We start from the raw sequence: 18,779 nt of genomic DNA on the forward strand, positions 1-18,779 counted from the left end.
CAAGGTGCAGCAACCCCCTGCAACTTTAAGTCCGAAAGGGATACAGCCTGCTGCTGACAACGGAGGAACCGCAATGTCACAAGATCCATTCTTGGAACGAGAAGCAGAGAAATATGAGTCACCGATCCCGAGCCGGGAATTCATTTTGACTCATCTCGCCAAGCGCGAAACACCTGCCAGCCGTGAAGAGCTGGCCAATGAACTCAATTTAACTGGCGAAGAGGCTCTAGAGGCTCTGCGTCGCCGCCTGCGCGCGATGGAGCGTGATGGGCAGTTAATCTTCACCCGTCGCCAGTGCTACGCCTTGCCGGAGCGTCTGGACTTATTACGCGGTACTGTTATTGGTCACCGTGATGGTTTCGGTTTTTTACGGGTTGAAGGCAGCAAAGACGATCTCTATCTCTCTGCTGAACAGATGAAAACCGCGATTCATGGCGATGTGGTATTGGCCCAAGCCGTTGGTGCTGATCGCAAAGGCCGCCGTGAAGCGCGTATCGTGCGAGTATTGGTACCGAAAACCAGCCAAATCGTGGGCCGCTACTTTACCGACGCGGGTACGGGTTTTGTGGTGCCCGATGATGGTCGCTTGAGTTTCGATATTCTGATCCCACCCGAGTCTATCAATGGTGCGCGGATGGGTTATATGGTAGTGGTGGAGCTGACCCAACGCCCAACTCGCCGCACCAAAGCCGTCGGTAAGATTGTTGAAGTCCTCGGCGAGAACATGGGCACCAGCATGGCGGTGGATATCGCGCTGCGTACTCATGAAATCCCGCACACGTGGCCGCCTCAGGTAGAAAAACAGGTCGCAGACCTGAAAGAACAAGTGCCGGAAGAGGCGAAAAAAGGGCGGGTGGATTTACGCAACCTGCCACTGGTCACGATTGATGGCGAAGATGCCCGTGACTTCGATGACGCCGTGTATTGCGAGAAAAAACGCGGTGGCGGCTGGCGTTTGTGGGTTGCCATTGCGGATGTCAGCTACTATGTGCGACCGCGCACGGCACTGGATGATGAAGCCCGCAGCCGTGGTAACTCAGTCTACTTCCCGTCGCAAGTGATCCCGATGCTGCCGGAAGTGCTGTCAAACGGCCTCTGTTCCCTAAATCCGCAGGTAGACCGCCTGTGTATGGTGTGTGAGATGACCATCTCCGCACAGGGCAAGCTTTCATCCTCCAAGTTCTATGAAGCGGTGATGAGCTCCCATGCACGCCTGACCTACACTAAAGTGTGGCGCATCATTGATGGCGAAGAGTCGCTGCGTGAGCAATATAAGCCGCTGGTGCCGCATCTGCTAGAGCTGCATACCATGTACAAGGCGCTGGATCAGGCCCGTGCTGAGCGGGGCGGTATTGCGTTCGAAACCGAAGAAGCCAAGTTCATTTTCAATGCCGAACGGCGCATTGAACGCATCGAATCGACGGTGCGTAATGACGCGCATAAATTGATTGAAGAGTGCATGATTTTGGCGAACATCGCCGCCGCGCGTTTTGTTGAGAAACACAACGAGCCGGCCCTGTTCCGCGTGCATGATCGCCCAAGTGACGACCATATCTCAGCGCTGCGTAGTGTGCTCAATGAGCTGGGTCTGACACTCGGTGGTGGCCTGAAACCTGAGCCGAAAGATTATGCGGTGTTGATGGATGAAGTCGCCGACCGCCCGGATCATGAGATGCTGCAAACCATGCTGCTACGCTCAATGAAACAAGCGATTTACGATCCGGAAAACCGGGGGCACTTTGGTTTGGCGCTGGCCTCCTATGGTCACTTCACCTCGCCAATTCGCCGCTATCCTGACTTGGCGATGCATCGGGCTATCAAGTACCAGCTCGCCAAAGAGCAGGGCAATGTGAAAGAGCGCTGGACACCGACCGGCGGCTGGCACAGTGAGTACGAAGAGATGCTGCAATTGGGCGAACACTGCTCAATGACTGAGCGCCGCGCGGATGAAGCTACCCGCAATGTGGCGGACTGGCTGAAGTGTGACTTTATGCAGGATCAGGTGGGCAAAGAGTTCACCGGTATTATCGCCAGTGTCACTGGCTTTGGCTTCTTCGTGCGCCTCGATGATCTGTTTATTGATGGGCTGGTGCATGTTTCCAGCCTGGACAATGACTACTACCGCTATGACAATATTGGCCAGCGTCTGATCGGCGAATCTTCCGGTATGGTTTACCGGTTGGGTGACACCGTAGAAATTCGCGTGGAAGCGGTGCATATGGATGAGCGCAAAATTGATTTTGCTCTGGTCTCCAGTGCGCGTAAGCCGCGTGGTGAAGGTAAAACCGCCCGTGATAAGGCGAAGAAAGCCGATGGTCAACGCAGCATGCGTGACACCTCATCAAGCCGTGGTGGTCGTGGCAGTGCATCCGGTGCGCCGCGTCGTGATCGTGCGCCAACAGGCGATCGGGCACCGGCGGGGGCGGGGCAAAAACGGCCTCGTCGCGCTAAAAAGCCCGCGAACTTCGAACCGGACAGTGCTTTCCGCCCGGTAGAGGCCGCCGCGCCGCTGGATGATAAAGCGATCGCTGAGAAAAAAGCCAAAGCGAAAGCAAAAAGAGCTTCCGCTAAAACGAAAAAAATTGCCGCCGCCACCAAGGCCAAGCGCGCGAAGAAGAAAACCAGTAGCGATCAGTCGTGACCGCTGTTGCCGGGTGGCTTCGGTCACCCGCATTAATTTAATCATTGGCAGGCCAATCCGACCCTGCCAACACATGTAAAAGAGCATCATGAGCGAAATTATTTACGGCATTCACGCCGTCAAAGCCCTGCTAGACAACGACCCACAACGTTTTCTGGAAGTTTTTATTCTGAAAGGCCGTGACGATCGTCGCCTACAGCCATTGGTCGCGGAGCTGGAAGCGGCCGGGTTAGTGATTCAGGTTGCCAACCGCCAGTGGTTGGACGCGCAGGTGGAGGGGGGTGTCCATCAGGGGATCGTCGCGCGAGTACGTGAAGGGCGTCAGTATCAGGAAAATGATCTGCCGGCCTTGCTGAAAAGCGTGGAGATGCCTTTCCTGTTGGTGCTGGATGGCGTGACTGACCCCCATAATTTGGGTGCCTGTTTACGTAGCGCGGATGCTGCTGGCGTCCACGCTGTCATCGTGCCTCGTGATCGTTCCGCCCAGCTCAATGCGATTGCTAAAAAAGTGGCCAGTGGTGCTGCCGAAAACGTGCCATTGATTAAAGTGACCAATCTGGCGCGCACCCTGCGCGTGCTACAAGAGCACAATGTCTGGATTGTGGGCACAGCGGGTGAAGCGGACCACACACTGTATCAGAGCAAAATGACTGGGCCGATGGCACTGGTGATGGGGGCGGAAGGCGAAGGTATGCGCCGTTTGACTCGTGAACACTGCGATGAGCTTATCAGCATTCCGATGGCGGGAACCGTCTCTTCGCTGAACGTCTCGGTTGCCACTGGAGTCTGCTTATTTGAAGCTGTGCGCCAGCGATCGCTGAAAGCGTAATCTCACTTTCGTTAAGCTGAGTCAAAAAGCCAACATTCACGGATGTTGGCTTTTTTATTTTTAATCTTGGGAATTAATCCAAATTATCAGTGAGATGTCGGTATTTGATTCCTGTTTGTGATGAGTCTGTCAGCAAAAAAAACCACCTGCACCATACTTAACCCTGATTTATGAATGCCGATTAAACATTCATACCTAAGATCACTGGCGCTACCGATCGCTTACCCCCTCTGTAGCGCCAAATACGCAGGGCATAGTACCTAAATGGAGGAAGGTATGGAGTGGCAGACTCACTTGGTTTTCAATCAGCCTGAACCCTTATCGAACAGCAACTTATTTCTGTCTGATATGGCATTGCGGGAAGCTGTGGTACGAGAGCACGCGGGTTGGGATGGAGAGGCACTCTCTCTGATGGGGCTACAACTGGGTTCGCAGGAGTCACTGGAGTTAGGGCGGTTGGCAAACAATAACCCACCTGAATTATTGCGTTACGACGCCGCTGGTCAGCGATTGGATCAGGTGCGATTTCACCCTGCGTGGTATGTGTTGATGCAGGAGTTGGTCAAGCATCGGGTGCATAATCTACCTTGGCAAGAAGATGCCCGTATCGGCTCCTTTGTGGCGCGAGCAGCACGTTTTATCCTCCATGCACAGGTAGAAGCAGGGTCGCTCTGCCCCATTACCATGACATTTGGTGCCATTCCGTTGTTGCAACAGACTCTCCCGCCACTATTTAAAAACTGGCTACCGCCGCTGCTTTCAGATCGCTATGACTCCCACCAGACCGTCGGGAGTCAGAAGCGGGGTTTGCTGATTGGCATGGGCATGACGGAAAAACAGGGCGGGTCTGATGTGCTCAGCAATACTACCCGCGCGGAGCCATTGGGTATGCGCGGTAATGGTGAGGCTTATCGTCTGGTGGGTCATAAGTGGTTTTTCTCGGTGCCGCAAAGTGATGCACACCTTGTATTGGCGCAGGCCGAGGGAGGCTTGTCTTGCTTCTTCTTACCTAAAATATTGCCTGATGGCACCTATAACGCCATTCGATTAGAGCGGCTGAAAGATAAGCTTGGCAACCGATCGAATGCCAGCAGTGAAGTTGAATTTGATCAAGCCACCGCATGGCTGTTGGGGGATGAGGGCGACGGCATTCGCCAAATCCTGAAAATGGGCGGCTATACCCGCTTTGATTGCGCGCTGGGCAGTCATGGCCTGATGCGCCGCGCCTTCTCTGTCGCGCTGTATCACGCCTGGCAGCGGCAGGCTTTCGGCAAGCCATTGGTAGACCAACCCTTGATGCGGCAAGTACTGAGCCGCATGGCATTGCGTCTGGAGGGGCATACGGCACTGCTGATGCGTTTAGCCCGCGCATGGGAAAAGCCCAATGAGGCTCACGAGCAGATATTCAGCCGCCTGCTAACCCCAGCGGCAAAGTACCGAGTCTGCGGGCAGGGCAGCGCCTTTGTGGCCGAGGCGATGGAGGTGCTGGGCGGGATTGGTTATTGCGAGCAGAGCGAACTGCCCCGGCTTTATCGTGAAATGCCGGTCAACAGCATTTGGGAAGGCTCCGGCAACATTATGTGTCTTGATGTGCTGCGGACATTTCGCAAGCTGCCCATGGCAATCGAGATGCTACAGCAGGAGTTCTATCCGGTGCGCGGGCAGAATCGGTTGTTTGATCGCGCATGGCGGCAGTTGCAACAGCGGCTGAAAAACCCTAAGGAAGAGCAGGGGCGAGCGCTCACCCAACAGCTATTTGATCTGTGCTGCGCGGCGCAATTACTGCGTTTCGCCTCACCGCCGCTGGCTGATGCTTGGTGCCGCATGACACTCGATCATCGTGACCAATATATGTTACCAGAAGCCATTTGTGCGCCGTTGCTAAGCCGTGCGACGGGGCTATCGGTATAACATTTATGGATGCCACCACTATTTGTATAACAGCGCGTTAGCATACCAACTGCCGGGATAAATGCCGTCGGACATCATGATAATCAAATAGTAGGGCGCGCCACTGGCGTTGGCCCTACGCTTAATTTCTGCTTCTACATCCATTGGGCTACCAAATACTTGAGCTGAAACCGTGCCCACTTTTTGTAAGTTGAGGCTCTGGGCGCGAGTAATTTCCTGCGCATAAGGCTGGAGTGCAGGTGGGGGAACCGGCGTGACATGAAAAGCACTGCAAGCCGATAGCCCTAAAGTCAGCAGCAACACGCTCATCACCGTTTTTATCTTCATTATTGCCTCTTAGCCCATTATATCTTGGAAGAAATTGATTTAAGACTTTATAACCTGATTTGGGCACACTGCATTTATCCAGTATAAGCCTGTTTTCGGGCTTACATTGCGCCTGACAAATACTCCGCCTGATAAATATAGGATTGCCGCCATGATTGAGATGTCGCTGGAAAACATTAATGGTATTGAGGTGATACATTCTGCCCCTGCGGGTCAGCGTCAGCAACCGCTACCGACCATTTTCTTCTATCATGGCTACACCTCGTCAAAAGAGGTTTACTCCTATTTCGCCTATGCCTTCGCCCAAGCGGGCTTTCGCACCATTTTACCCGATGCGGATAAGCACGGTGCGCGCTTTAACGGCAATGAAACTCAGCGGTTATCCCACTTTTGGGAGATTCTAAAATCAAACATTGATGAGCTGCCGGCGCTTAAACAGCATTATCAGCAGGCGGGATTGATTGAGGGCGGTCGTATCGGCGTGGCGGGAGCCTCAATGGGGGGAATGACCACATTGGGGGCGTTTGCTCGCTATCCGTGGGTGAGTGTCGCCGCTGACTTTATGGGCTCAGGTTACTTCACCTCACTGGCCCGCAGCCTGTTTCCCCCACTGGAGGCGGGGCGGGAGGTCAGCCCGGCGGCATTTGAGCGCCGTTTAGCACCGCTGGCAGATTATGATCTCACTCATCAGTTGGAAGCCATCGCCGATCGGCCACTATTGGTTTGGCATGGGGAGGCGGATGACGTGGTGCCAGCTGCCGAGAGTGAGCGGTTAGTTCAGGCATTGAGGGAGAGTGGGCGTGATCAGCACTTGACGTATCTGACGGAAACGGGGATTGGTCATAAGATCACGCCAACGGCCTTGGCTGCGGGAACCGACTTTTTCAGCAAATATCTATAAAAAACCCCCGACAAGCGGGGGGAAAGGATGCGAGGACGATCTATTTTTATCGGTATTTCTCTGGTGTTGTATTTATCTATTGAATCTTAGCGATAGAGAATGGCATTAACGTGCATGGAGCTATTATCGCCGGGTTCATGCATCGCAATAATCTGGTAAGAGCTGGCACCGCGTTCATCGGCTAATTTGCTGACTTGTGCAGTCGCATCATCAGGAGAGATCACATTGTGACCCAGTGATAGTGCACCGACACTGACACGCTGTTGCTGCATAGCTTGTTGAGCGGTGATTTCTGTGGCGGCGAATGTGCTGGTGGATAATACCAAGCCGAGTACGGCTGCGATGGCGAGTGTGTGTTTCATAGGTGACTCCAATCTCTTATACCCGTCATCCTTCACGCTGCAGGTGTGTTGGCTGCCTTCGTGCAACTCAAATGATTTAGGGTATGTTTATATACTTTGAATAACTTTCGGTTTGCTTCGCCGCTTGTTATGCGGTGGATGTAAATAATTCTAGTCGCTTTTGTTAATTTAAAAATACGTGAAGATTGATTCACTTAATCAAAAAAAATGAATAACATTTATGCTGAGCTAATGATTTCATTGAAAGATTTAGTTAACTAATGGATAGATAGCCATTGATTAATTAATGAACAAAAAGTGCGGTTTTTGCGAAGTCATGGCCAGAATAAGAATAAATCCCCGTCAGTCCTTGAGTTTCCAGCGGCCCGCAAGTATAGTTACGCGTCATTTTTCAGCCGCACACAAACACGTTCCTTGCCTCCATGGGCCGCGGTTGACCCTATCAGGAGGCTGAATAATCCGTAAGGAGCAATAATCGATGCGTCATTACGAAATCGTTTTTATGGTCCATCCTGACCAAAGCGAACAGGTTCCGGGCATGATCGAGCGCTATAGTGCAACCATCACTAATGCTGCTGGTACGATCCACCGTCTGGAAGACTGGGGCCGCCGTCAACTGGCTTACCCGATCAATAAACTGCACAAAGCCCACTACGTTCTGCTGAACGTTGAAGCCCCGCAGGAAGCGATCGATGAGCTGGAAACAAACTTCCGCTTCAACGACGCCGTTATCCGTAGCATGGTTATGCGCGTTAAGCACGCGGTAACTGAAGCATCACCAATGGTTAAAGCGAAAGACGAACGCCGTGAGCGTCACGACTTCGCGTCAGAAGCCAATGATGATTCCGAAGCTGGGGATTCTGAAGAGTAATTGCCGTGGTGACCACTAATCGTCTGGTACTCTCTGGCACTGTGTGCAAGACCCCGGTTCGAAAAGTCAGTCCTTCTGGTATCCCGCATTGTCAATTTGTGCTTGAGCATCGATCAACACAGCAGGAAGCCGGATTTAGCCGACAAACATGGTGCAGAATGCCCATCGTTGTTAGCGGACAAACGTCACAAGCATTAACTCACAGTATAACGGTCGGCAGTCAGTTAACCGTTGAAGGCTTCATTAGCTGCCATCAAGGTCGCAATGGGCTGAACAAACTGGTTCTGCATGCCGAGCAGATTGAATTTATAGATTCTGGAGACTAGCCTAATGGCACGTTATTTCCGTCGTCGCAAGTTCTGCCGTTTCACCGCGGAAGGCGTTGTAGAGATTGATTATAAAGACATCGCTACGCTGAAAAACTATATCACTGAAAGTGGTAAAATTGTTCCGAGCCGTATTACCGGTACTCGTGCAAAATTCCAGCGTCAGCTCGCTCGTTGTATCAAGCGCGCTCGCTACCTGTCTTTGTTGCCGTACACTGATCGTCATCAGTAATCGGCCACTGTCCATTAACGACTTTGAGAGGATAAGGTAATGCAAGTTATTCTGCTTGATAAAGTAGCAAACCTGGGCAGCCTGGGTGACCAAGTGAACGTTAAAGCGGGCTACGCTCGTAACTTCCTGGTTCCACAAGGTAAAGCTGTTCCGGCAACGAAGAAAAACGTAGAGTTCTTTGAAGCACGCCGTGCAGAATTGGAAGCCAAATTGGCTGACGTTCTGGCTGCTGCACAAGCTCGCGCAAATAAAATTAACGAACTGGTCAGTGTCACCATCGCTTCTAAATCTGGCGATGAAGGCAAACTGTTCGGCTCTATCGGTACTCGTGACATCGCTGACGCTGTAACAGCGGCTGGTGTTGACGTGGCTAAGAGCGAAGTTCGTTTGCCGAATGGCGTTCTGCGTACCACAGGTGAGCATGAAGTTCACTTCCAGGTACACAGCGACGTATTCGCAAAACTGAACGTGATCGTGGTTGCAGAAGCGTAAGTTACGCTGTTGTTAACCTGCTAAAACGCCAGCCTTGTGCTGGCGTTTTGCTTTTTGGCAGATAAGGAAACTGATCACCCATGAAGGTCATCACACGGAAGCGTTAGAACGAAGAGCCCGGTTCCAATAGTTCAAATTTGCACTCCTCGGCAGCGACGCCTGAGCATTGGTAGATATTAAAGAAGGCGGTCTGTTGGTGCTTCCAGTGGGGTTTTCCACTAATGGATGCCATCCAGGTCGAATTTCCGTAGTACATATCTAGCTTCCTACCCTGCGCCTCTAAGTTATAGGTGCACTTTTGAAACTTTCCCTGCTTGCTGATGCCATCTTTATCGCCATTGTTATCGATAATCAAAAGCGCTTCGCTAAAGTCTTGAATAGCACCATGCTGATTAGTATTTCCTTGCAAAGTCCCAATCCACTCCTCTCCCCCCATCGCTGGGGCAGTATAAATTCCATTCATCTGTTTAATGGTGTCAATCGCTGGACAGTGGAGTGTAGCGAATACGCTAAATGGGGTCAGTAGCAACACAAAAGGTAATTTACATTTCATATCATGATTACTCCCTCTCATTATATAAGGTGGCGATCCGTTGATGGATGGCGTTAACCATCCAGCAAACAACCTAATTCGAGAGAGACAGCGTGACAATATCAAAGAAGCTTAGGGGAGAAACAGAAGTGGCTATGGGGTGTGCTGGTTAACGGTCACGGCGATAACTGCCATCACTTTGCCGAGTAAACAGCACTTCTGTGTTAGCGGTGGTTTCAATGGCCAGTGCGGCAACCACACCTTGTGCATCGAGCATGATTTTGACTTCTTGCCCCGCTTTCAGGTTACTCAGTGGCTTATCGCTACCTTCAACCTGCGCCATCGCGAAGACCTCATTAACCGGTAGATTATTGTCACGGAATAGCTGCGCCAGTGTTTTTCCTGATTCAATCTGATAACTCTGCCAGTTTCCCTGTAAAGTATTGGGAATAACTGGGGGAGCCACCGTTGGCGGTGGCGGAGCATCAAGATTGTCCTGCAATTGAGCCTGTAGAGGCACGTCAGTAGACGGTGCGCTAATGGGGAATGAACGGTCGGTATTATCGCGTGACACGGGCCACAAGAGTGCCAGTAGCAGCACAGCGGTGACGATAATGATCCAGCGACGGTGGAAGAGCGGCAATGGCTCCATCCACTGAAAACTGTCCGGCAAATGCCAGATTTTCAGCAGCAGCCCTTTAATACCGGTTTCCGGTATGGCCGTCGCTACCGCTTCAGAGGCAATACTATTTTCCTTAGTCGTACTCTTTTCCGTAGCAGCACTCTCCTCAACAGGGGAAATGTGTTCGGATGCACTCACTTCGGACATCAGGTTTTGCTCATCAGCTGCTTTGGGAGCTGGCAAGATCTTCTGCCTAATCGTTAGCCACGTGTGCAGCAATGGCTGATAAACCCGATTACTCTTCCTTCTCCTGGGCGCGATTCTGCCCATGGTGACCTCTCTTCAACGGCGTAAAACGACATAAATAATAATATGGCGGTGAATCTTGTAGTCTTCTAAGTATATACCCTTCCTACCCGAAGTTGCCGCGTTGCTAACTGCCTGATGCCAAAAGGCAGAAGATTATAATACCTAAAAGGGGTATTTCCCGTTAGCCTGCTGCCATTGTTTCTTTTTCTTCGACAAAAGTCATCATTCACGACGCAAGATTTTACCGCGCTCCCCTGCTGCTGTTATGCTTGCGGCTTCGACATGAATAAGCGACTAAAGGAAAATCCATGACAACCCCTTCTTTTGATAGCGTTGAAGCGCAAGCGAGCTACGGGATTGGTTTACAGATCGGGCAGCAATTGCAAGAGTCCGGGCTGGAAGGTTTATTGCCAGAAGCACTGTTGGCAGGTTTGCGTGACGCGATGGAAGGGAATACACCGACCGTCCCTGTTGATGTGATACATCGTGCATTACAAGAAGTGCATGAAAAAGCGGATAAAGTCCGTGTTGAGCGCCAGCAGGCGTTGGTAGAAGAGGGGAAAACCTTCCTCGAAGAGAATGCCAAGCGTGATGATGTGACCACCACTGAGTCTGGTTTGCAGTTCTCCGTGTTGCAGGCTGGCGATGGCCCGATTCCATCCCGTCAGGACCGCGTACGTGTGCATTACACCGGGCGTTTGGTTGATGGTACCGTGTTTGATAGCTCGGTTGAGCGTGGTCAGCCAGCTGAGTTCCCTGTCAGTGGTGTTATCCCTGGCTGGATCGAAGCGCTATCCATGATGCCAGTGGGTTCTAAATGGAAGTTATACATCCCACACAATCTGGCCTATGGTGAGCGTGGTGCGGGTGCAACTATTCCTCCATTCAGCGCATTGATGTTTGAAGTAGAACTGCTGGAAATTCTGTAAGTTCTGCGGGCAAGGTTATGACGAAGGGCGACGCAATGTCGCCCTTCTGCTTTTTATTTTCTGTGATAATCACTGCCAGCTAAATTATTCACCCTTTAATGCGCGGGGAAACAGCAAATTGTTCTCCAGATGAATATGTTCCATCAGGTCAGTCATAAATTCATTGATGCCGGTGTAGAGCGCGCGCCAAGTATTACAAGCGCCCTCTGGCGGGGTCATATTTTGCGTTAGCTGTTTTACCACTTCCAACTGTTGCCCAACCGCATCGTGTTCTGCTTCCATCACAAATATCGGGCCACCCGCCTGAGAACCCATGCCACGCTGGATCATCGGGAACAGGATTTGCTCCTCTTTATACATATGTTGGGTTAGCTCCTCTAGAATCGCTGTGAGCTCTGCGGCTAGCCCGCGTGGGCAGGCTGGTTTTTCGCCGTGTACCCGTTCAACTTTCTCAGCCATCAGAATCAGCTCCGGCAACTGCTCGCGATGGCGGTTATGGTAGCGGCTGATAATAAAATCAATCAGGTTTGTCAGTGGTTGCCGTTGCCAATCTTCCGATGATGGCGGCTCGGCTTGCAATGCACTCAACTGCGCCTCCAACTCATCAATATCTAGTTCTAACTTATTCGCTGCGCGTAATAGTGTTTGCTTACCACCACAGCAGAAATCGAGTTGATAATGGCGAAATAGCTTTGTAGCGCGAGGAATGGCGATAGCCAGCGCACCCAGAGATTGATTGCGGTAATCCATAATGACACCTCATTGAGTAATTAAATATCTATAACATGTATAATAAATGCATGTTATAGATTGCGATATAACCACAAAGAGGTATTGGAAGTCACTAAAGCGCCCGTTAAGGCGCTGTAGTCAGAGATTATTTCTTCTGCAAATCGATACGATAAACTTCAAATCCAATCTCATCAGTACCCTGTGCTGTCATCGGGTACTGTGCTTTTTGCTTAATAAATTCAGCCGCTTTGGTGCTTGGCGAGGTTTCAAAACGGATATCCAGTGGCTGCTTGCTCTCCAGCGTGGCCAGACGCCAATTGTTATCGGCTTGTGGCGTCACCTGCCCCTGTTTTTTTGTTTCAGCGCTAATATAAGCCGACAGTACGGCTCGGTTTTCATCCGGTGACGCGAAAGCAATATGGCTATCACCCGTTCCGGCAAATTTGCCACTGTAAGCACGGTAATTATTGGTGGCGATCAGGAATGTTGCCTTTGGATCGATAGGCTTACCATTAAACGTCAGATTTTTGATACGCTCAGCTTTATCGTTGATCAGCGTACATTCGCCGTCATAGCGCGCGGGCTGGCTGACATCGATCTCATATTTAACGCCATCAATGACATCGAAATTATAGGTGCGGAAGCCATCCCAGTTGATCAGCGATTGTGGCTTGCTGCTGTTCACGTCAATTTGATTGAATTGCGCAGCGGAGCACTCCAGCCACTGTTTCACCTCAGCACCACTAGCTTTCACCACCACCAGCGTGTTCGGGTAAAGGTAGAGATCAGCGGCATTGCGGAAGGTCAATTCACCTTTTTCGACTTCTACAAAACTGGCGGGATCATTTTTACGTCCACCGGCTTTAAACGGCGCGGCGGCAGAGAGCACCGGCAATTCGGCTAAATCAGGATCGCCTTGGATATAGTGTTCGGTATAGGCGCGCTGGGCATTATTCACTATCTGAACTGTTGGGTCATCTTGGATTAGTGCCAAATAACTGTACATATTGTCTGATGCTTTGCCGATCGGTTGGCTAACGAAATCACGGGTGCCCTGATGATCTGCTGCCAGCACTTTGACCAGATTTGCATTCTCTTCCGCCAGCGACTTTTGCGTCGCTTTATCGAAAATAGGGCGAGCTTCAGCCTTGGCCTGAGTCACCTGCCATGAGCCTTGGTCATTATTCAGCACCAAATCGACCACCCCCAGATGATCACCCCATTGGCCGGGCATCACCGCTGGAACACCGTTTAATGTGCCCTGAGCGATATCCGCACCTTTAATGGCGGCAAAATCTTTGCTGGGGAACACAGCATGGGCGTGACCGAACATGATGGCATCAATGCCCGGAACTTGGCTGAGATAGTAAACCGAATTCTCAGCCATCGTCTTATAGGGATCGCTGGAGAGGCCAGAGTGCGGGATAGCAATCACCAAATCAGCCCCTTGCTTGCGCATCTCCGGCACCCATTTTTTAGCGGTTTCGGTGATGTCGTTGACGGTAACTTTACCGGTTAGGTTCGCTTTGTCCCAAATCATCACTTGCGGAGGCACAAAACCGATATAGCCGATGCGCAGGTTATGGGTTTTCCCCTCACGATCTTTTACTGGTGTGTTGACAATCAAATAGGGCTGAAAGAGCGGCTTACCGGTTTTTACATCAATCACATTGGCGTTCACATAGGGGAATTTTGCGCCCGCCAGTGATTTTTTCAGATAATCCAAACCGTAATTAAACTCGTGATTACCGATGTTACCCACCGCATAATCCAGTGTATTCATCGCCTTATAGACGGGATGAATCTCACCCGCTTTCAATCCTTTAGCCGCCATATAGTCGCCAAGCGGGCTGCCCTGAATCAGATCACCATTATCCACCAGTACGCTGTTGGTCGCCTGCTGGCGAGCCGCTTCAATCAGACTTGCGGTGCGCACCAGACCGAACTTCTTGGTAGGTTTATCTTTGTAGTAATCGAAATCCATCATATTGCTGTGCAGATCGGTGGTTTCCAGAACACGCAAGTCTAGGGTCGCGGCTACGGACGCCGATGTCGCGACTGTAATCAGGCTGGCAATGAGGGATAACGTCAGGGGACGCTTGATCATGGCTTTCTCCATTAAGAACTATTATACCTGTCATCTTTCACGTTGCAGGGTTGTTGGCTGCCATCACTCACCCAAGTCATTGAGTTATCTAACTCCTTGGGTTCATTCAGTTGCCGCCTACCTGCAACTTGAAATCTATTAGGTATAGACATGTATCGCAAAATAATATGTAACTTTAAATAATTGCTAAAACAAAGTGTGAAGTTTGGCAGAAAATAAGGCTGGATACCGCGCAGAGGCTCACAGTTGTCACAGGTCAATGCCACTGATTTTATAAGCAGTTTTCTGGCGGATATGGCTATTTATCAGGAATGTTATTAGTCTTCTGGCGAGTGGTAAGTCTTTAGATGAGTCATGCTTTACGTTCTAAAATGAATATAAGACAAGAGGAAACTTCCGGGAGCCACTTTCAATCTTTTAGAAGCCACTGTCGATAAAGTGTATTCTGACTCTCAATATTCAATACCAAGGGGTGGATGATGTTAGAGCAAATTTGCCAGTTAGCCCGCGAGGCAGGCGTGGCGATTATGGCGGTCTATCAGGGTGAAAAGCCCCTTGATGTGGCCCATAAAAAAGATGATTCACCTGTGACTGCCGCTGATCTGGCGGCTCACCAAATTATCAAAGCCGGATTAGCTGCATTAACTCCCGATATTCCGCTGTTGTCTGAAGAGGACCCACCGACTTGGGCGGTACGTCAGCATTGGCAGCGCTACTGGCTGGTTGATCCGCTGGATGGCACTAAAGAATTTCTGAATCGCAATGGCGAGTTTACCGTGAATATTGCGTTGATCGATCATGGTGAGCCAGTGCTGGGTGTCGTCTACACCCCGGTCACGGAGGTGATGTACAGTGCAGAAAAGGGTCAGGCGTGGAAAGAGGAGGGTGGTCGGCGTATGCAGATTCAGGTGCGTGATGCCATTCCGCCGCTGGTGGTTGTGAGCCGTTCTCATAGCGATGCTGAGCTGGAGGATTATCTGGCGCAACTGGGCGAGCATCAGACGGTATCGGTCGGCTCGTCACTCAAGTTTTGTTTGGTGGCCGAAGGAAAAGCTCAGCTCTATCCCCGCTTCGGGCCAACCAATGTATGGGATACCGCAGCGGGACATGCTGTTGCTCTTGCCGCCGGAGCACAGGTTCACGATTGGCAGGGTAAGCCACTCTCATATACCCCGCGTGAATCATTCCTGAACCCCGGCTTTAGAGTGTCGCTATTCTAGTTTACTGCTTAACAAGCTGGTGCAGTTGGTCGATGACCTGCTGCACCTCTTCTGCTGTCAGCGCGCCATCTTTGACAAAATTGACATTCCCTTGCTGATCCAGCACCACGATGGTGGAGCTTTTATCCGCTAAGCCCCAAGCCTTTTTGACATTCCCGTTGCTGTCGACCACAAACTGCGACCAAGGGAATTCGCGCTTATTGCTTTCAATACTATTACGCACAAACATAGCTGTCCCGATAATGGCGTCATCGGTATTGACGATTGTCGTCGTTTGGTAATGTTCGTGTGGCAGATTAGCGTGCTTGATGGCCTCGATTAAGGGCGCATTCAGCTCTTTTGCCGAAGTCCGCCCAGCAATATGCTGGACGACTCGCACTTTGCCGGGGAGCTGCGAGCTATTCCAGCTTTTATAGCTAAACTGATCAGCAGCCTTATCATAATTTAGTTCACCTTTATCGCTGACGCCCACCGGGGGGACTCGTTGGTTATTCTGAATAGAATGGGCGCTGACCAGTAGCGGTGTGAATAGTAGCGACAATATCAGCAGGCTATTTTTTATCATGTGATGTCCTTGGGGATCTTATGGGGAGTCTCGACTTATCCCTGAATGCAGACTACAGGTAAGTTTTCCAATAATAGGTGCTGATCAGTGGTCTGTCCTGTTAGTTGAAAAAAAATGTTTCCGTCAGTAACTAGATGGTTATTCTGTTAATGACTCTCATTTAATCCATCTCTCACTGTAATTTTATGTAAACCCAGCATCAATGACTAATTATGGGGGAACTTAAGCCCATACTCTAGGTCTACTTCTCTGCAATTATCTTACGCTACCTGTGATCTTGGTCGCTAAGGCGTCAGAAGGTGTGTGCATTGGTGTTATGGAGGAAAGTAAAACAATGAGGATCTTCCAACGTTACAACCCGGCAAAAGTCGCGATGTATGTTAAAACGTTATTCCGTGGCCGTCTGTATATCAAAGATATGGGGGCTTTTGAGTTTGACAAGGGCAAGATTTTAATCCCGAAAGTTAGGGATAAACGCCACTTTGAGGTGATGTCGGAAGTTAACCGGCAAGTGATGCGTTTGCAGTCTGAAATGGGCTGACACCCTGCTTAATTGCAGTGGCAGGGTTGTTAGCGGCAGAAGTGCTGCCTCTCTGTCACTCCAATGATGTTGGGTATGACATTATCTTGAACAAAATTAATTGCGGCCCCTTTATTGGGGCCGCAAATGTTTTAAAGCATCACTCATTCAAGCTATGAATCTACGCATCACTGCTTTCGTGTGGGGCTTTGGGCAGGATCGGTGCGGGTAAATCACTGAGTTTGGTCACCAGTAACTGATCGATTTTGTAGCTATCGATATCCACCACTTCAAACTTGTAGCCCGCATATTTAACGAAATCAGTGCGTTTTGGGATTTTACGCAGCATATACATCATAAAACCGCCGATGGTTTCATAATTGCCCGATTGCGGGAATTCATCGATATGCAGCACGCGCATGACGTCCTCAATGGGAGTGCCACCCTCAATCAGCCATGAGCTTTCATCACGGGCGACAATCTGTTCCTCCTGCCCTTGACCAACCAAATCCCCCATCAGCGTGGTCATCACGTCATTCAGGGTAATTATCCCAACCACTAATGCATATTCGTTGAGAATAACGGCAAAATCTTCCCCGGCGGTTTTAAAGCTTTCAAGCGCCTCAGAAAGTGTCAGGGTATCTGGGACAATCAGTGCGGAGCGGATTTGCACCCCACTGCTCAGCACCAGACTTTGGTTGCCCAACACCCGGTTCAGCAAATCTTTGGAGTCAACATAGCCTACCACTTGGTCAATATGACCATCGCAGACTAGGAATTTAGAGTGTGGATGAGTTGAAATCTTCTCTTTGATGCTGTCTTCGCTCTCCCGCAGATCAAAATAGATCACACTTTCGCGCGAGGTCATTGAGGAGGGCACCGTGCGTGACTCCAGCTCGAAGACGTTTTCAATCAGCTCATGCTCTTGCTTGCGCAGTACACCTGCCAATGCACCGGCCTCCACGACGGCATAGATATCATCTGATGTGATGTCGTCATTACGAACCATTGGCAGTTTGAATAGGCGAAAGATCAGATTCGCCATCCCATTGAAGAACCAAACTAATGGGCGACAAATCATCAGACAGAAGCGCATCGGGTTGACGATCCGAACGGCAACCGCTTCAGGTGAAATCATACCGATGCGTTTCGGGGTTAAGTCGGCAAACAGAATAAATAAGCTAGTGACCAGAACAAATGAGCAGATAAAGCTGACCTGATCGGCAAGCTCAGGTGACATAAAGCGCTCAAACACCACTCTGAAAGAGGGTGAGAACGCGGCATCACCGACGATACCCCCGAGGATGGCGACGGCATTCAGCCCAATTTGAACGACGGTGAAGAAAATCCCCGGCGTCTCTTGCAATTTAAGGACCCGCGCAGCATTGATATCGCCGTCGTCGGCCAGAAGTTTTAACTTAATTTTGCGCGAAGCGGCCAATGAAATCTCTGATAACGAGAAAAAGGCGCTCACCGCAATTAAAAAAAGAATCAGTAAGATACTGTTTAACATAATCTATCCGTGTCGTACCGACGATGCGCCGGCGATCGTAAGGAAGGGCCATACTGTTTAATTCAATGGGTTCATTGTTGAATTCAAAATAACGGCAGAAAACCGTTTTCGGGCCGAGTGAACAGCCCGAAAAGAGTATAGCAGTAGCGGTAAGAGCGCCGCCAGCCTTACAGATTGGGCGGCATACAAACGCCAATGCCGCCTAGTCCACAATATCCATGTGGATTTTTGTACAAATATTGCTGGTGGTCATCCTCGGCATAGTAAAACGGCAAGGCAACCGCAATCTCACTGGTAATCGCGCGGTGATCACCGGCTTGCGCCATCGCTTGTTGGAACTGGGTTTTGCTCTCTTTAGCTTGCGCTTCTTGCTCGGGAGTTAAAACGTAAATCGCTGAACGGTATTGGGTTCCGACATCACCCCCCTGACGCATTCCCTGAGCTGGATCGTGATTTTCCCAGAAAATCTGTAATAGTTGCTGATAGCTGATGATAGCCGGATCAAAGACCACGCGAACCACCTCGGCATGTGCCGTGCGGCCACTACAAACCTCATGATAGGTTGGGTTTGGCGTGTAGCCACCGCTATAGCCCGCACCTGTGCTATAGACGCCCGGCTGTTGCCAAAATAGACGCTCGACCCCCCAGAAGCAGCCCATGGCGAAGATGGCAACCTCCATCCCCTCGGGGACATGCGTCATAGAGTGACCATTCACCACATGGAGAGTTGCGACCGGCATAGGTGTCAGTCGCCCCGGCAAAGCATTCGCCGCATCAATGACGGCAGATTTATCAAAATTTTGCACCAAAATAGGCTCCGATGTGTACAGTGAATCCT

At 50.5% G+C, this 18,779-nt stretch carries 20 protein-coding genes; 11 read left to right on the forward strand and 9 right to left on the reverse strand.

All coding sequences use genetic code 11. From position 1 onward, the window contains the following. Positions 1–73 precede the first annotated feature (73 nt). The 3 genes from rnr to HRD69_RS07800 all read left to right on the forward strand — a co-directional run bounded on the left by rnr (position 74) and on the right by HRD69_RS07800 (position 5,381). Positions 74–2,641, forward strand: a complete 2,568-nt coding sequence (gene rnr / locus HRD69_RS07790) for a ribonuclease R (RefSeq protein ID WP_032814638.1) — start codon at positions 74–76, stop codon at positions 2,639–2,641. Positions 2,642–2,729: 88 nt separating this feature from the next. Then, on the forward strand, positions 2,730–3,470 hold the full coding sequence (gene rlmB, locus HRD69_RS07795; RefSeq protein ID WP_004875458.1) for a 23S rRNA (guanosine(2251)-2'-O)-methyltransferase RlmB: 741 nt from the start codon (positions 2,730–2,732) through the stop codon (positions 3,468–3,470). Between the two features lie 264 nt (positions 3,471–3,734). Next, complete coding sequence (locus tag HRD69_RS07800) at positions 3,735–5,381, forward strand: isovaleryl-CoA dehydrogenase (protein ID WP_004875457.1); 1,647 nt, start codon at positions 3,735–3,737, stop codon at positions 5,379–5,381. An 18-nt stretch (positions 5,382–5,399) separates the two neighbouring features. On the opposite strand, the gene bsmA is transcribed toward HRD69_RS07800, so the two are convergent. Beyond that, entirely contained in the window at positions 5,400–5,708 is a 309-nt protein-coding gene (gene bsmA, locus HRD69_RS07805; RefSeq protein WP_004875456.1) for a biofilm peroxide resistance protein BsmA, read from the reverse strand. 151 nt (positions 5,709–5,859) lie between these two features. On the opposite strand from bsmA, the gene yjfP reads away from it, so the two are divergent. Then, positions 5,860–6,609, forward strand: coding sequence for an esterase (gene yjfP, locus HRD69_RS07810; protein WP_004875455.1), 750 nt, complete (start codon positions 5,860–5,862; stop codon positions 6,607–6,609). Positions 6,610–6,695: 86 nt separating this feature from the next. On the opposite strand, the gene HRD69_RS07815 is transcribed toward yjfP, so the two are convergent. Then, a complete protein-coding gene (locus HRD69_RS07815) occupies positions 6,696–6,971 on the reverse strand; it encodes a YdgH/BhsA/McbA family protein (RefSeq protein WP_004875454.1) in 276 nt (91 codons plus the stop codon). Positions 6,972–7,449: 478 nt separating this feature from the next. Between HRD69_RS07815 and rpsF the strand changes: the two genes are divergently transcribed. The 4 genes from rpsF to rplI are packed head-to-tail and all read left to right on the forward strand — an operon-like array spanning position 7,450 to position 8,892. After that, positions 7,450–7,842 carry a 30S ribosomal protein S6 gene (gene rpsF, locus HRD69_RS07820; RefSeq protein ID WP_002210153.1) on the forward strand — a complete coding sequence of 131 codons (393 nt, stop codon included), beginning with the start codon at positions 7,450–7,452 and terminating at the stop codon, positions 7,840–7,842. A gap of 5 nt (positions 7,843–7,847) precedes the next feature. Beyond that, positions 7,848–8,168 (forward strand): primosomal replication protein N, encoded by a 321-nt coding sequence (gene priB / locus HRD69_RS07825; RefSeq protein ID WP_048619007.1) that lies wholly within the window; start codon positions 7,848–7,850, stop codon positions 8,166–8,168. Between the two features lie 4 nt (positions 8,169–8,172). Next, positions 8,173–8,400, forward strand: coding sequence for a 30S ribosomal protein S18 (rpsR, locus tag HRD69_RS07830; protein ID WP_005272652.1), 228 nt, complete (start codon positions 8,173–8,175; stop codon positions 8,398–8,400). 39 nt (positions 8,401–8,439) lie between these two features. Then, the gene (rplI, locus tag HRD69_RS07835; protein WP_004875451.1) at positions 8,440–8,892 is read left to right on the forward strand and encodes a 50S ribosomal protein L9; all 453 of its coding nucleotides are present in this window, start codon (positions 8,440–8,442) and stop codon (positions 8,890–8,892) included. Between the two features lie 103 nt (positions 8,893–8,995). Here rplI and HRD69_RS07840 read toward each other — a convergent pair whose 3' ends face one another. Together HRD69_RS07840 and HRD69_RS07845 are read right to left on the reverse strand one after the other, a co-directional pair. Continuing rightward, the gene (locus HRD69_RS07840; RefSeq protein WP_004875450.1) at positions 8,996–9,445 is read right to left on the reverse strand and encodes a DUF3757 domain-containing protein; all 450 of its coding nucleotides are present in this window, start codon (positions 9,443–9,445) and stop codon (positions 8,996–8,998) included. A gap of 148 nt (positions 9,446–9,593) precedes the next feature. Then, positions 9,594–10,376, reverse strand: coding sequence for an OapA family protein (locus HRD69_RS07845; protein ID WP_032814636.1), 783 nt, complete (start codon positions 10,374–10,376; stop codon positions 9,594–9,596). Between the two features lie 287 nt (positions 10,377–10,663). Here HRD69_RS07845 and bamJ point away from each other — a divergent pair, with 287 nt between their 5' ends. After that, positions 10,664–11,284 (forward strand): BamJ family beta-barrel-assembly machinery protein, encoded by a 621-nt coding sequence (gene bamJ / locus HRD69_RS07850; RefSeq protein ID WP_004875448.1) that lies wholly within the window; start codon positions 10,664–10,666, stop codon positions 11,282–11,284. A gap of 84 nt (positions 11,285–11,368) precedes the next feature. Here the strand turns inward: bamJ and ytfE are convergent, their stop codons facing one another. Both ytfE and HRD69_RS07860 read right to left on the reverse strand, forming a co-directional pair. Continuing rightward, positions 11,369–12,034, reverse strand: coding sequence for an iron-sulfur cluster repair protein YtfE (gene ytfE / locus HRD69_RS07855; RefSeq protein WP_004875446.1), 666 nt, complete (start codon positions 12,032–12,034; stop codon positions 11,369–11,371). Between the two features lie 127 nt (positions 12,035–12,161). Then, positions 12,162–14,135: a bifunctional 2',3'-cyclic-nucleotide 2'-phosphodiesterase/3'-nucleotidase gene (locus tag HRD69_RS07860; protein WP_004875445.1), complete on the reverse strand. Its 1,974-nt coding sequence runs from the start codon at positions 14,133–14,135 to the stop codon at positions 12,162–12,164. A 467-nt stretch (positions 14,136–14,602) separates the two neighbouring features. On the opposite strand from HRD69_RS07860, the gene cysQ reads away from it, so the two are divergent. Continuing rightward, on the forward strand, positions 14,603–15,343 hold the full coding sequence (gene cysQ / locus HRD69_RS07865) for a 3'(2'),5'-bisphosphate nucleotidase CysQ (RefSeq protein ID WP_032814635.1): 741 nt from the start codon (positions 14,603–14,605) through the stop codon (positions 15,341–15,343). 1 nt (position 15,344) lies between these two features. On the opposite strand, the gene HRD69_RS07870 is transcribed toward cysQ, so the two are convergent. Beyond that, a complete protein-coding gene (locus HRD69_RS07870; protein WP_004875443.1) occupies positions 15,345–15,908 on the reverse strand; it encodes a YtfJ family protein in 564 nt (187 codons plus the stop codon). A gap of 334 nt (positions 15,909–16,242) precedes the next feature. Here HRD69_RS07870 and HRD69_RS07875 point away from each other — a divergent pair, with 334 nt between their 5' ends. Then, the gene (locus HRD69_RS07875; RefSeq protein ID WP_032814647.1) at positions 16,243–16,449 is read left to right on the forward strand and encodes a DUF1107 domain-containing protein; all 207 of its coding nucleotides are present in this window, start codon (positions 16,243–16,245) and stop codon (positions 16,447–16,449) included. Positions 16,450–16,609: 160 nt separating this feature from the next. Here HRD69_RS07875 and paeA read toward each other — a convergent pair whose 3' ends face one another. Together paeA and msrA are read right to left on the reverse strand one after the other, a co-directional pair. Then, a complete protein-coding gene (paeA, locus tag HRD69_RS07880; RefSeq protein WP_004875441.1) occupies positions 16,610–17,941 on the reverse strand; it encodes a polyamine export protein PaeA in 1,332 nt (443 codons plus the stop codon). Between the two features lie 167 nt (positions 17,942–18,108). Continuing rightward, positions 18,109–18,747, reverse strand: a complete 639-nt coding sequence (msrA, locus tag HRD69_RS07885; RefSeq protein ID WP_004875440.1) for a peptide-methionine (S)-S-oxide reductase MsrA — start codon at positions 18,745–18,747, stop codon at positions 18,109–18,111. Positions 18,748–18,779 lie beyond the last annotated feature (32 nt).

Origin of the sequence: Yersinia mollaretii ATCC 43969 (genome assembly GCF_013282725.1) — a bacterium.
GTDB classification, from domain to species: domain Bacteria; phylum Pseudomonadota; class Gammaproteobacteria; order Enterobacterales; family Enterobacteriaceae; genus Yersinia; species Yersinia mollaretii.

Bases quoted from the DNA above. Each gene is read 5' to 3' on its own strand.
- rlmB (WP_004875458.1), top strand. From the start codon at position 2,730: ATGAGCGAAATTATTTACGGCATTCACGCCGTCAAAGCCCTGCTAGAC.
- HRD69_RS07875 (WP_032814647.1), top strand. From the start codon at position 16,243: ATGAGGATCTTCCAACGTTACAACCCGGCAAAAGTCGCGATGTATGTT.
- HRD69_RS07860 (WP_004875445.1), bottom strand. From the start codon at position 14,135: ATGGAGAAAGCCATGATCAAGCGTCCCCTGACGTTATCCCTCATTGCC.
- HRD69_RS07800 (WP_004875457.1), top strand. From the start codon at position 3,735: ATGGAGGAAGGTATGGAGTGGCAGACTCACTTGGTTTTCAATCAGCCT.
- rnr (WP_032814638.1), top strand. From the start codon at position 74: ATGTCACAAGATCCATTCTTGGAACGAGAAGCAGAGAAATATGAGTCA.
- HRD69_RS07815 (WP_004875454.1), bottom strand. From the start codon at position 6,971: ATGAAACACACACTCGCCATCGCAGCCGTACTCGGCTTGGTATTATCC.
- HRD69_RS07840 (WP_004875450.1), bottom strand. From the start codon at position 9,445: ATGAAATGTAAATTACCTTTTGTGTTGCTACTGACCCCATTTAGCGTA.
- bsmA (WP_004875456.1), bottom strand. From the start codon at position 5,708: ATGAAGATAAAAACGGTGATGAGCGTGTTGCTGCTGACTTTAGGGCTA.
- yjfP (WP_004875455.1), top strand. From the start codon at position 5,860: ATGATTGAGATGTCGCTGGAAAACATTAATGGTATTGAGGTGATACAT.
- rpsR (WP_005272652.1), top strand. From the start codon at position 8,173: ATGGCACGTTATTTCCGTCGTCGCAAGTTCTGCCGTTTCACCGCGGAA.
- paeA (WP_004875441.1), bottom strand. From the start codon at position 17,941: ATGTTAAACAGTATCTTACTGATTCTTTTTTTAATTGCGGTGAGCGCC.
- HRD69_RS07870 (WP_004875443.1), bottom strand. From the start codon at position 15,908: ATGATAAAAAATAGCCTGCTGATATTGTCGCTACTATTCACACCGCTA.
- bamJ (WP_004875448.1), top strand. From the start codon at position 10,664: ATGACAACCCCTTCTTTTGATAGCGTTGAAGCGCAAGCGAGCTACGGG.
- rplI (WP_004875451.1), top strand. From the start codon at position 8,440: ATGCAAGTTATTCTGCTTGATAAAGTAGCAAACCTGGGCAGCCTGGGT.
- rpsF (WP_002210153.1), top strand. From the start codon at position 7,450: ATGCGTCATTACGAAATCGTTTTTATGGTCCATCCTGACCAAAGCGAA.
- HRD69_RS07845 (WP_032814636.1), bottom strand. From the start codon at position 10,376: ATGGGCAGAATCGCGCCCAGGAGAAGGAAGAGTAATCGGGTTTATCAG.
- cysQ (WP_032814635.1), top strand. From the start codon at position 14,603: ATGTTAGAGCAAATTTGCCAGTTAGCCCGCGAGGCAGGCGTGGCGATT.
- ytfE (WP_004875446.1), bottom strand. From the start codon at position 12,034: ATGGATTACCGCAATCAATCTCTGGGTGCGCTGGCTATCGCCATTCCT.